Source organism: Streptomyces sp. NPDC046203 (genome assembly GCF_040646255.1).
Classification (GTDB): Bacteria; Actinomycetota; Actinomycetes; order Streptomycetales; family Streptomycetaceae; genus Streptomyces.
The window spans coordinates 141515-153997 of record NZ_JBEYZX010000003.1; the positions used below are offsets into that span (position 1 = coordinate 141515).

The window sequence follows — 12483 nt, forward strand, 5'->3', positions numbered from 1 at the left end:
GCGCGGCGAGGGGCGGACCGGCGGATTTGTCCGCCGGACGGCTGCGGGGCGACCAGGGACGGCTCCGGACCGCTACCGGGTGACTACTCGGCGGACAGGTACGCGGGGACGAACGGCGCGGGGGCCGTCATGAGGACGGTGCGGCGCGGGTTGGCCGTGACGGTCGGCAGGGTCGCGGCGTACTCGGGCTGGGCACCCCGGCCGAGTTCGGCCGCGTCCTCGAGGTGGGCGAGGGTCGAGCGGCGGGGGTTGGCCGTAACGGCGGGAAGTGCGGAGGGCGTCGTCATCGCGGTGTCGGACCTTTGTCTGCGGCGGGACGCGCCCCGATGGGCGCGTAGGACGTGCTGCCCATTCTGTAAAGCGTCAGGCTAAACATGCAATTCCCTTCGAATGCATGGTTGATCCAACAAACTGTGTGTGATTTTGCTCACCCTAGAGCGAACAAACCGGGCATTACGCACCGCAATCCCTGGTCACCGAAACAGACATTCCCGTACCGAATGATCCATTCCGCTCCCGATCGCCGCGACTGGGACACCCCTGGGGCCTCTTGTTTTCGTCAGGGTATGACCGTTTCCTCCGTGATCATCTTCTACACGCGGTGACTCCCCGCACACATGTCGTCATCCCCGCCCCGGCCTGCCGTGCGGCCCTTGTTGGAGATCCGCCACTGTGCTGGAATTCCGGCACCGCCGCGGGTTTCCAAGACTGGCGCGCAGAGGGCGCATCGCAGCGCCGGCCGAGTGGCGGGGACAGGGGGATCTGCGCCGGTCACCGACGACCACCCCGGGGGGCTGACCGGCTCCCCACGACGCCGACACCGTCCTCTCCGTTCATCCGGAGGGGACGCCTGGTCCAGAGGTTGCGACGCTAGTGCAGGGACGTTTCAAGAGGGATGGCACGGGCTCTTCCCAGGCCCGCAAGGGACGAGGGGAAGCTCCGGCGGAGCAGGAACCGCGTGCCGGGACCCAGCACGGTTCCCCTGCGCCACACCCGCAGAACCCGGATCCCCAGGACGGGAACGGACCCGGCCGCAAGGGCAAGGACGGCCCCGGCCGCAAGGCCAAGGGCAGGAGCAAGGGCAAGGGCGGTGACGGCCCCGGCCGCCCCGCCGCACCTATCGGCCCCGCCGGGCCCGCCGGGCCGGAGAAGAGCGCCGGCGGTACCGCCGAGGACGCCGTCTCCGAGCACGCGCCGCTCCCCGACCTTCAGTCCGAGGCCCAGGTCGGGCCGCGAATAGCCCTGCGCAACTGGCGCATCTCCACCCGCCTGGTGGCCCTGCTGACCCTCCCCGTGGTCGCGGCCACCAGCCTCGGCGGCATCCGTATCAGCGAGTCGCTGCAGGACATGGACCAGCTGGAGCAGATGCAGCTGCTCACCAAGCTGACCAAGGAAGCCACCAACTTCGCCGAGGCGCTCCAGGAGGAGCGCGGTCTGTCGGCCGGTCCGCTCGCCAACGGCAAGAGCGCCGGCGACTACCAGGTCGCCAACCCGCGCAAGAAGACCGACCGTGCCTACAAGGCGTTTCTCGACGCCACCAAGGGCATCTCGGACACCAGCAGCGACGAGTCGCTGCGCAGCATCCGGTCGAACGTCAACCAGATCGCCTCGCAGGTCAGCGCGCTGGGCTCGATCCGCTCCACCGCGTACGAGGAAGGCATCGCCAAGTCGGTGACGGTCGAGGCGTACAGCCGCCTCATCCGCTCCCTGCTCAGCCTGTCCCAGGACATGGCCCAGGCGACCAGCAACCCGGAGATGATCAAGCGGACCCGCGCGCTCGCCGCGTTCTCGTCCGCCAAGGAGTACGCCTCCATCCAGGAAGCGATCATCGCCTCCTCGCTGCCGCCGAACGACAGCCGCCCGGCCAACCTCCAGCTCAGCGACCGGCTTTACGGTGAAGCCGCGCAGAACTCCGAGGACGTCGAGCTCAAGTCCTTCAAGTACATCTACGAGTCGACCGGCGGCAACTCCGAGGACCTGACGGCCTCGCTGTTCAACGGCGACCCGTCGATCGAGGCGGCCGACAACTACGCCCGGCGTCTGCTGAAGTCGACCCGCGGCCTGCCGGACGTGAAGCGCGGTCACCTGAACTTCACCGACGAGTACGGCACCAAGATGACCGCGATGAAGCGCATCGAGGCCGACCTCCTCGGAAAGATGGAGACCGAGGCCCGTGAGCTGAAGCAGGCGTCGAAGCGCGAAGCCATCATCAACGGTGCGCTGATCCTCCTCGTCCTCGGCGTCTCCCTCGTCGGCGCGTTCGTCGTGGCCCGGTCCATGATCCGGTCGCTGCGCCGGCTCCAGGACACCGCGACCAAGGTCGCCCAGGACCGCCTGCCCGAGCTGGTCAAGCAGCTCTCCGAGGCCGACCCGCAGGACGTCGACACCTCCGTCGAGTCCGTCGGTGTGCACTCCCGCGACGAGATCGGCCAGGTGGCCGCGGCCTTCGACGAGGTGCACCGCGAGGCGGTCCGGCTCGCCGCCGAGCAGGCCCTCCTCCGGGGCAACGTCAACGCGATGTTCACCAACCTCTCGCGCCGTTCGCAGGGCCTCATCCAGCGTCAGCTCTCGCTCATCTCCGAACTGGAGTCCCGCGAGGCCGACCCGGACCAGCTGTCGTCGCTGTTCAAGCTCGACCACCTCGCGACCCGTATGCGCCGTAACGGCGAAAACCTCCTCGTCCTCGCCGGTGAGGAGCCGGGCCGCCGCTGGACCCGGCCGGTCCCGCTGGTCGACGTCCTGCGTGCCGCCGCCTCCGAGGTGGAGCAGTACGAGCGCATCGAGCTGGCCTCGGTCCCCGCGACCGATGTCGCCGGCCGCGTCGTCAACGACCTCGTGCACCTCCTCGCCGAGCTGCTCGAGAACGCCACCTCGTTCTCCTCCCCGCAGACCAAGGTCCGCGTGACCGGTCACGCGCTGCCCGACGGCCGGGTGCTCGTCGAGATCCACGACACCGGTATCGGTCTGTCCCCCGAGGACCTGGCCGCGATCAACGAGCGGCTCGCCTCGCCGCCCACCGTGGACGTCTCGGTCTCCCGCCGCATGGGTCTGTTCGTGGTCGGCCGGCTGTCCCTGCGACACGGCATCCGGATCCAGCTGCGCCCGTCCGACTCGGGCGGCACCACCGCGCTCGTCATGCTCCCCGTCGACGTCGCCCACGGCGGCAAGAAGCCCGCGCCCAAGGCCGGTCAGCCCGGCGGCCAGAACGGTGCCCCGCAGGGCCAGGCCCCCCAGGGCGGCCGGCTCGCCGCCGGTCCCGGCGCGGCCGCGGCGCTCGGCGGCGGACGTCCGGGCGGCCAGGGTGCCCCCGGCGGCCGGCTCGGTGCCGGCCCGGCGCGCGGTGCGCTGCCCAGCCGGGACGCGCAGCGCCCGAACTCCCCGCAGCCGCAGGGCCCGAACCTCTTCGAGGAGCGTTCGCAGGCGCCCGCGCCCGTCCAGGCGCAGGCCCAGGGACCGGGTCAGATGCAGGGCCAGGGCCAGGGTCAGGGCCGGCCGCAGGACCGGCAGCAGGACCTCTACCAGGACCGCGGCGCCTCGGGCCCGGAGACCGCGCAGATGCCGCCGGTTCCGGCCGAGCCGCAGGGTCCGGGGGCCGGTGCCGGGGTGCCCGGCGGGTTCGGCGGCGGCGCGCAGAGCGCGATCCCGTCCCGTACGGACATCTGGGGCGGCCAGGACACCCGGCCGGGCCAGCAGGCCCAGGCCCCGCAGGCCGCGCAGATGCCGCAGGCTCCCCAGGCCCCGCAGCCGCAGCAGGGGGCCCGGCCTCCGCTGGAGCCGCGCCCGGCGGCGGCGAACGGCTTCCCGCGCGCCGAGCTGCCCGGCGGTGCCCCCGACCGGCAGGCCCAGCAGCCGCAGCAGGCGCCGCGTCCGCAGGCCACCAGCTGGGGCAACGACCAGATGCAGCCGGTCCGCCGGCCGCAGCAGGACATGAGTCCGCTGGACGCGCCGCGCGGTCACGACGACCCGGAGAGCACGGGCGGCTACGCGCTGCCCGGCGTCCCCGACGGCCCCGGTTCCACCGGCCAGTTCGCCCGTCCCGACTTCGGCGCTCCGGCTCCGCAGGCCCAGGCCCAGGCCCAGGCCCAGGCCCCGCAGGGCTACCAGGCCGACGGCCAGGACCCGGCGTCCACGGCGGGCTTCCCGCGCCCGGAGTTCGGTGCCCCGCAGCAGGCTCCGCAGCAGCAGGCGTACGGTCACCAGCCGTTCGTCCCGCAGGCCCAGGTGCCGCAGCAGGCCCAGGCCCCGTACGGCCAGCCCCAGGCCCAGCAGGCCCCGGCCCCGTACGGCCAGCCCCAGGCCCAGCAGGCCCCGTCTCCGTACGGTCAGCCGCAGGCGCAGGCCCCGGTCCCGTACGCCCAGGAGCAGGCCCAGGCCCCCGCGCCGCGTCAGCGGACCGCGAACGAGCCGGCCCCGCAGCAGCAGTCCCAGCAGCCGCAGCTCCAGCAGCCGCGCCGCCCCGAGGCGCTGCCTCCGGCGCCCTCGCAGGGTGGCGGCGAGATGCGGACCCCGCTGTTCGACACGCTGGAGACCGACTGGCACCGCCAGGAGCAGGGCCAGCAGGCACAGGCTCCCCAGCAGCCGCAGGCACAGCAGGGCCGGCCGCAGCACCAGGGCCAGCAGGCACAGCAGGCGCAGCAGGGTTACGGCCAGGGCTTCCAGGCCCCGCAGCCCGTCGCCCCGGCTCCGGCCCAGCCCCAGGCTCCGGCTCCGGCTCCGGCCGCGCCGTCGCTGCCGGACGTCGAGCAGACCATGCAGAACCCGGTCTTCCCGTCGGCCGAGCAGACCGCCCCGGCGGCCCCGCAGCAGGCCGAGGCTCCGCAGCAGGGCGGTTCGGCCGCCTGGCGGACCTCGCCGAACGACGAACTGGTGCGCCAGGCCGAGCGGGTGCGCAAGCCCGCGGCCGGCGGTGTCACCACCTCCGGGCTCCCGCGGCGCGTGCCGCGGGCCAACCTCGTGCCCGGGACCGCCCAGGAGCAGGCCCCCACGGCCGGCCCCCAGGTGTCCCGCGCACCCGACGACGTCCGCGGCCGGCTGACCAATCTGCGCCGCGGTATCCAGCAGGGCCGCCAGGCGGGTAACCCGAACACGGGTTCCTTCGACCTCGGCCCGAACCAGCAGCAGGAGCGTTAGTTGAGCGCGATGAGCCAGGCGGCGCAGAATCTGAACTGGTTGATCACCAATTTCGTGGACAACACCCCCGGGGTGTCCCACACGGTGGTGGTCTCCGCCGACGGACTGCTCCTTGCCATGTCCGAAGGGTTCCCCCGCGACCGTGCCGATCAGCTCGCGGCGGTCGCGTCCGGACTGACCTCGCTGACCGCGGGGGCGTCCCGGATCTTCGAGGGCGGACCGGTCGCCCAGACCGTGGTGGAGATGGAGCGCGGCTTCCTCTTCCTGATGTCGGTCTCGGACGGCTCCTCGCTGGCCGTACTGGCGCACCCCGAGTGCGACATCGGCCTCGTGGGCTACGAGATGGCGCTCCTCGTGGACCGGGCGGGCTCCGTGCTCACCCCGGATCTGCGGGCCGAGCTCCAGGGCAGCTTGCTCCACTAGCGATCACACCCGTCCGTACCGATACGACCGCGGCGGTGCGCCCCTCCGCACCGCACCGGACCGTTCACCGTCCGGCCGCCCCCACCCGGCCCCCCACCGGCCCCATCAGACGGCAGTGCGTCTGCCGTCACGCCCGGAGGATTCATGACCCCGCCCCCCGCCTCTCACGATCCGTACGGCACGTCGCTCGACGATCCGTACGGCGCTGAGGGCGACCAGCCGCTGGTTCGTCCGTACGCGATGACCGGCGGCCGGACCCGGCCGCGCTACCAGCTCGCCATCGAGGCCCTGGTCAGCACCACGGCCGACCCGGCACACATGGCCACCCTGCTCCCCGAGCACCAGCGGATATGCCACCTGTGCCGCGAGGTGAAGTCGGTGGCCGAGGTCTCGGCCCTGCTGTCGATGCCGCTCGGCGTGGCCCGCATCCTCGTGGCCGACCTGGCCGAGGCGGGTCTGGTGGCCATCCACCAGCCGGGTAACGGAGAGGCCGGCGGCACGCCGGACGTGACGCTGCTGGAAAGGGTGCTCAGTGGACTTCGCAAGCTCTAGTGGCGGTGCCGCCGCTCCGGCGGGCCGTTCCACCACCAGTGCGAAGATCGTGGTGGCGGGTGGCTTCGGCGTGGGCAAGACCACGTTCGTGGGCGCCGTCTCCGAGATCAACCCGCTGCGGACCGAGGCCGTCATGACGTCCGCCTCGGCGGGCATCGACGACCTGACGCACACGGGGTCGAAGTCCACCACGACGGTGGCGATGGACTTCGGCCGCATCACGCTGGACCAGGACCTGATCCTGTATCTGTTCGGTACGCCGGGTCAGGACCGTTTCTGGTTCATGTGGGACGACCTGGTGCGCGGCGCGATCGGCGCCGTGGTGCTGGTGGACACCCGCCGGCTGGCGGATTGTTTCCCGGCCGTGGACTACTTCGAGAACTCGGGTCTGCCGTTCGTCATCGCGCTCAACGGCTTCGACGGGCAGCAGCCGTACGCTCCCGAAGAGGTCCGCGAGGCGCTCCAGATCGGGCCCGACACCCCGATCATCACCACCGACGCCCGCCACCGCGCGGACGCCAAGAGCGCCCTGATCACCCTGGTCGAACACGCTCTGATGGCCCGTCTGAAATAGCGGAAGCCAAGTGGAAGCCGCCATACGGAAGTTGCCGTGGAGGCGGGGAAGAGGGGCTGTGTCCTTCGACACGGCCACCCTCTCGTTCATAACGTTTCGACAGAGAATTGGGGCGCTGCGGACACCCGACGCATACGTTCGGTGCCGCTGCGCTCACACGAGCCCCGCCTTTTGGCGGGGCTCGTTCTTTATGCCCGTTTTATCTCTGGCGGGACGCACGAAAACCGGTTGCTCCGCACTGTTTGGATACGGCCCCCTTCACGTGCTGGAATTCATGAACTCCCGAGTAGTACGGCCCTGAACGAAAGACCCGGCACAACGTAGGTGCCGACGCCGAGAGGTTGTCGAGTGAGGCGAAGCAAGGAAAGCTCCGCGGAGCAACAGACGCGGGGCAACTTCACACCGCCGTCGCGTACGGCCGTGTCGCCACCGGACGAACCCGCTCCCCCGGCCCCGCGCCGTACGGGCAGCACCAGCAAGCTGTCGCCGCGCAACTGGCGCGTGCCCACCCGGCTGAACGCCATCCTCCTCATCCCCGTGCTCGTCGGACTGGTCATGGGCGGCTTCCAGGTGAAGTCCTCCATGGACACCTGGCAGGAAGCGCGGGACGCCGAGAAGACCGCGCGCATCGTGGGCGCCGCCGCGGAGTACGGACAGGCCCTCCTCGACGAGCGTGACCTCACCGCCGAACCGCTGCTGAAGGCGAACAGCCCCGAGGACCGGTCCGCCCCCGCCATCACCAAGGCGTACGCGGCAACCGACGCCGCCAAGCAGAAGTTCGACCGGACGGTCACGGACATGCCGGGCGGCGAGCGCATGCAGCGCCGTCTCAACCTCTTCCGCAAGGCGGAGCCCAAGCTCCAGGAACTGCGCAAGATCGCGTACACCCGGGCCCTCGACCCCGTCGACACCCAGGTGGGCTACACCGAGGTCCAGCACTACCTGCTGGAGTTCGCCAACGAACTCGGGCTGGGCACCGGAAACATCACCAGCTACGGCCGTACCGTCTACGCCCTCCAGCTCGCCAAGGGCGCCGAGTCGCTCCAGCGCTCGATCGGCACCCAGCTGCTCGTCCGTCCCAGTAAGAAGGAGGACGTGTTCGCGCAGCAGTCGGTTGCCTTCAACTCGTACAACTATCTGGAGCAGATCGCCCTCGGCGAGTACACCTCCGGCGGCACCCAGGCCGACATGGACCGGCTCATGGAGGTCATGGCCGGCAAGTCCGCCGAAGGCGCCAAGAAGATGGCCGCGCGCGGCATCGATCTGCCCAAGGGTTCCGGCAAGGACACCTCCGTCTTCGCGGGCATGGCCGAGGCGATCGGCTCCGCCAAGGACGCCGACGGCATCGACGAGCTGAAGCAGCGGGGCATCACCGCCGAGACCTGGATGGCCGTCGCCACCTCGAAGTTCGACGGTTACACCGAGGTCGAGAAGGAACTCGTCGACCGGGCCGTCACCGAGGCCGGGGACATCTCCTCCAGCGCCCGCACCGACGCCTTCGTCAACGGCGCCATCGTGCTGATCGCGCTGCTCGCCGCCTTCGTCATCGCCGGTCTGATGGCCCGCCAGATGAGCCGCTCGATGCGCGAGCTGCGCACCGCCGCCTTCGGCATCGCCGAGCAGCGGCTGCCGATGCTGGTCGACCAGCTGTCCCGGACCGAGCCGGGCCGGGTCGACACCCGGGTCCAGCCGATCCCGGTCGACACCCACGACGAGATCGGCGAGATCGCCCGCGCCTTCGACCAGGTGCACCGCGAGGCCGTCCGGCTCGCCGCCGAGCAGGCCATGCTCCGGGGCAACGTCAACGCGATCTTCACCAACCTCTCGCGCCGCAACCAGTCGCTGATCGAGGGCCAGCTGAGCCTCATCACCGACCTGGAGAACAACGAGGCCGACCCGGACCAGCTGTCGTCGCTGTTCAAGCTCGACCACCTGGCCACCCGTATGCGCCGCAACGGCGAGAACCTCCTGGTCCTCGCCGGCGAGGAGCCGGGCCGCCGCTGGGACCAGCCGGTCCCGCTGGTCGACGTGATGCGCGCCGCCGCCTCCGAGGTGGAGCAGTACGAGCGCGTCGACCTCGAAGGCGTACCGGAGGCCGAGATCCACGGCCAGGCCGTGACCGACCTCGTGCACCTGCTCGCCGAGCTGCTGGAGAACGCCACCACGTTCTCCTCCCCGCAGACCAAGGTCCGGGTGACCGCGACCCGGCTGCCCGACGGCCGGGTGATGGTCGAGATCCACGACAAGGGCATCGGCCTGACCGCCGAGGACTTCGCGGACATCAACCACAAGCTGGCCAACCCGCCGACCGTGGACGCCGCCGTCTCGCAGCGCATGGGTCTGTTCGTGGTCGGCCGGCTCGCCGACCGGCACGGCATCCGGGTCCAGCTGCGCCCCTCGGGCGAGCAGGCCGGCACCACCTCGCTGGTCATGCTGCCGGACGCGATCACCCACGGTGGCGGTGGCGAGGGACAGTCCCCGCACGACGACTTCACCGTCTCGCAGATGATCCCGGAGCAGCCGCAGCCCGCGTTCGACCCGCAGTCGCAGCCGATGCGCACCGCGGCCGAGCTGGGCTTCGACGACTCGCGGTACGAGGAGCCGGGCGAGGGCCGGCGGATGGACCCGGTGGGCCGTTCGCTGATGCGCGAGGAGCGCCGGGCCGCGCTGGAAGCCCAGATGCACCCGGCCGACGGCCGCCCGCTGTTCCGCGACGAGCTCGACCCCTCGGCCGCCCCGCAGGGGTACGTACCGCAGGAGCACGAGCAGGCCTACGCCTCGGAGTACCCCTCGGGCTATCCGCAGGCGCAGGAAGGTTACGCCTACCCGCAGCAGACCCCGCCGGCCCCGCAGATCCAGCAGATACCGCAGGATCAGCAGATCCAGCAGATGCCGCAGGGTCAGCCGGTGCCGCAGGAATACGCGGGTCACGAGGGTCACCAGGGCTACGAGGGTTACGAGCAGCCCGCCGAGGTCTACGGGACCCCGCAGATCCAGCCGAACCAGCCGTATGCGGAAGCCTCGTACGACGGCGGCACGACCGGGCACACGGGATACGACAACACCTTCGAATCCCAGGCCCACCAGGGTGAGTGGCAGCAGCAGCCCGGCTACGGCGAGGGTTACGCACAGGAGTTCGGGACGGAATCGGAATCCGGCCGTCTCGCTCCCGAACCGGACGCCGAGCGCGTAGGCTTCGACCGTCCGGGTACCGCGCCGAGTCCCGCCCCGGACGCCGGCCACGCACTGACCGACGCCGGTCTGCCGCGCCGCGGCGGTGCCGCCCCCCAGGCGGCGCAGACCCCGCAGGCGGCCCAGCCCGCGCGTCCGGCCGGTGAGGCCGGCGGCGACAACGAAGCCGAAGGTTCCGACGACTGGCGCTCGGCGAACGACGAGCGCTGGCAGCGGGCCGAGAAGCTCCGCGACCCGAAGGCGGGGGGAGTCACCTCCTCCGGTCTTCCGCGACGGGTCCCCAAGGCCAACCTGGTCGAGGGCACCGCGGAGCACACCCCGCAGGGCGGCCCCCAGGTCTCCCGCGCACCCGAGGACGTGCGGGGCAGGTTGAGCAACCTGCGCCGCGGTGTCCAGCAGGGACGCACCGCGGGGACGGACACGAACGGATCGGGCCTCGGCCCGGGTAGTACCTACAACCAGGAGCGTTAGTGTGAGCCCGATGAGCCAGGCGGCGCAGAATCTGAACTGGTTGATCACCAATTTCGTGGACAACACCCCTGGGGTGTCCCACACCGTGGTGGTCTCCGCCGACGGACTGCTCCTCGCCATGTCCGAAGGGTTCCCCCGCGACCGTGCCGACCAGCTCGCGGCCGTCGCCTCCGGACTGACCTCGCTGACCGCGGGCGCGTCCCGGATCTTCGAAGGCGGTGCGGTCAACCAGACCGTGGTGGAGATGGAGCGCGGCTTCCTCTTCATCATGTCCATCTCGGACGGCTCCTCGCTGGCCGTGCTCTCCCACCCCGAGTCCGACATCGGTCTCGTGGGCTACGAGATGGCGCTGCTCGTGGACCGCGCGGGCGGCGTGCTGACCCCCGACCTGCGGGCGGAACTCCAGGGAAGTCTGCTCAACTGACAGACGAACAGTGCGTTTCTGGCCACCGCACCGTAGGGTGCGGTGGCGCGGTACCACGGGACATGGCACCGCGAAGCAGTAGGAGGAGGAGACGTGGGCACACCCCCGGGCGCAAGCCCCTACAACGGATATGACGCGCAACAGGCGCCATTCGGCGACAACGCGCGGAACCCGTACGGCTTTTCTTCCACGCCGCACAGAGACGCCACTGCCCCGCCGCCGCCCTACCGGCAGCCGCACCACGCCCAGGGGGGCCCTTCGGGGCCGTCCGCGCAGGGCGGTCGCGGCGGGCAGGGCGGTGACGGAGGTCAGGGCGGCACGAGCGTGACGGGCGGGCACAACCCGCTGGTCCGCCCGTACGCGATGACCGGCGGCCGGACCCGGCCGCGTTACCAGCTCGCCATCGAGGCGCTGGTCAGTACGACGGCCGATCCGGCCCGGTTGCAGGGGCAGTTGCCCGAGCACCAGCGGATCTGCCGGCTGTGCTTCGAGATCAAGTCGGTGGCGGAGATCTCGGCCCTGCTCTCGATTCCCCTCGGCGTCGCCCGGATCCTCGTCGCCGACCTGGCGGAGGCCGGACTTGTCGCCATCCACCAGCCCGGCGGCGACGAGACCGCCGGTGGACAGCCAGACGTGACACTGCTCGAAAGGGTGCTCAGTGGACTTCGCAAGCTCTAGCGGCGGCGCGGCCCGTTCTACCACCAGCGCGAAGATCGTGGTGGCGGGTGGCTTCGGCGTGGGCAAGACCACGTTCGTGGGCGCCGTCTCCGAGATCAATCCGCTGCGTACCGAGGCCGTCATGACGTCCGCGTCGGCGGGCATCGACGACCTGACGCACACGGGCGACAAGACGACGACCACCGTCGCCATGGACTTCGGCCGCATCACCCTGGACCAGGACCTGATCCTGTACCTCTTCGGTACGCCGGGGCAGGACCGTTTCTGGTTCATGTGGGACGACCTGGTGCGCGGCGCGATCGGCGCCGTGGTGCTCGTCGACACCCGGCGGCTCGCCGACTGCTTCCCCGCGGTCGACTACTTCGAGAACTCGGGCCTGCCGTTCGTCATCGCGCTCAACGGCTTCGACGGCCACCAGCCGTACACCCCGGACGAGGTCCGCGAGGCGCTCCAGATCGGGCCCGACACCCCGATCATCACCACCGACGCCCGCCACCGCGCGGACGCCAAGAGCGCCCTCATCACGCTCGTCGAGCACGCGCTGATGGCGCGCCTGCGGTAGGCGGACGGCGCCACGAGCCCCACAAGGTCTCCCAGGGCCCCGTACACGGTCGTTTCGGCCGTTGTACGGGGCCCTTCGCCGTGGCCGCCGTCGGCGCTGTCCGTGCCGTCTCCGCCCGCTCGGCAGGGTTTCCGGCTCGGCCGGTTTCCGGCTTGCCCGTACGCCCGCGCTTGCCGTACGACAGCGAGGGCCCCCTCCTCCCGGGTGGGAGAAGGGGGCCCTCGGTGCGTGCTGGGTGCGTGCGGCGCGTCGTGGCCGCGTCCGCGGGGGTCAGCGCCAGCTGTGCGGGGCGCGGAAGCCGCCCTCGCGCTCCAGGCGGCGCCAGCCGACCGGGGTGCGGCCGGCGGCGGCGTAGGCCGGCTCGGCGGGGCGGGCGGTGGCGCGGGCGAGCAGGATCGCGGTCAGGGCGGCCAGCTCCTCGGGCTCGGCGTGGCCCTTCTCGACGCGGAAAAGGTTGGCTGTGGCGGGCGTGGTCAC

General features: G+C 71.4%; 10 protein-coding genes. 8 read left to right on the forward strand and 2 right to left on the reverse strand.

Annotation, left to right across the window (positions count from 1 at the left end):
• Positions 1-83 precede the first annotated feature (83 nt).
• A complete protein-coding gene (locus tag ABZ990_RS03940) occupies positions 84-287 on the reverse strand; it encodes a hypothetical protein (RefSeq protein ID WP_361224788.1) in 204 nt (67 codons plus the stop codon).
• Between the two features lie 586 nt (positions 288-873).
• On the opposite strand from ABZ990_RS03940, the gene ABZ990_RS03945 reads away from it, so the two are divergent.
• From ABZ990_RS03945 to ABZ990_RS03980, 8 genes are all read left to right on the forward strand, one after another.
• Entirely contained in the window at positions 874-5130 is a 4257-nt protein-coding gene (locus tag ABZ990_RS03945; protein ID WP_361224791.1) for a nitrate- and nitrite sensing domain-containing protein, read from the forward strand.
• A 9-nt stretch (positions 5131-5139) separates the two neighbouring features.
• On the forward strand, positions 5140-5553 hold the full coding sequence (locus ABZ990_RS03950; protein WP_030496942.1) for a roadblock/LC7 domain-containing protein: 414 nt from the start codon (positions 5140-5142) through the stop codon (positions 5551-5553).
• A 144-nt stretch (positions 5554-5697) separates the two neighbouring features.
• Positions 5698-6105, forward strand: a complete 408-nt coding sequence (locus ABZ990_RS03955; protein WP_361224793.1) for a DUF742 domain-containing protein — start codon at positions 5698-5700, stop codon at positions 6103-6105.
• The gene (locus tag ABZ990_RS03960) at positions 6086-6679 is read left to right on the forward strand and encodes an ATP/GTP-binding protein (protein ID WP_361224796.1); all 594 of its coding nucleotides are present in this window, start codon (positions 6086-6088) and stop codon (positions 6677-6679) included. The genes ABZ990_RS03955 and ABZ990_RS03960 overlap by 20 nt, the downstream gene beginning before the upstream one ends.
• Before the next feature lie 348 nt (positions 6680-7027).
• Positions 7028-10342 carry a nitrate- and nitrite sensing domain-containing protein gene (locus tag ABZ990_RS03965; RefSeq protein WP_361224799.1) on the forward strand — a complete coding sequence of 1105 codons (3315 nt, stop codon included), beginning with the start codon at positions 7028-7030 and terminating at the stop codon, positions 10340-10342.
• 10 nt (positions 10343-10352) lie between these two features.
• Positions 10353-10766: a roadblock/LC7 domain-containing protein gene (locus ABZ990_RS03970; protein ID WP_359880845.1), complete on the forward strand. Its 414-nt coding sequence runs from the start codon at positions 10353-10355 to the stop codon at positions 10764-10766.
• A gap of 93 nt (positions 10767-10859) precedes the next feature.
• Positions 10860-11444, forward strand: coding sequence for a DUF742 domain-containing protein (locus ABZ990_RS03975; protein ID WP_361224802.1), 585 nt, complete (start codon positions 10860-10862; stop codon positions 11442-11444).
• Positions 11425-12006 (forward strand): ATP/GTP-binding protein, encoded by a 582-nt coding sequence (locus tag ABZ990_RS03980; protein WP_069978110.1) that lies wholly within the window; start codon positions 11425-11427, stop codon positions 12004-12006. Before ABZ990_RS03975 ends, ABZ990_RS03980 begins: the two co-directional genes overlap by 20 nt.
• A 270-nt stretch (positions 12007-12276) precedes the next feature.
• Here the strand turns inward: ABZ990_RS03980 and ABZ990_RS03985 are convergent, their stop codons facing one another.
• Entirely contained in the window at positions 12277-12483 is a 207-nt protein-coding gene (locus ABZ990_RS03985; protein WP_361224805.1) for an acyl-CoA carboxylase epsilon subunit, read from the reverse strand.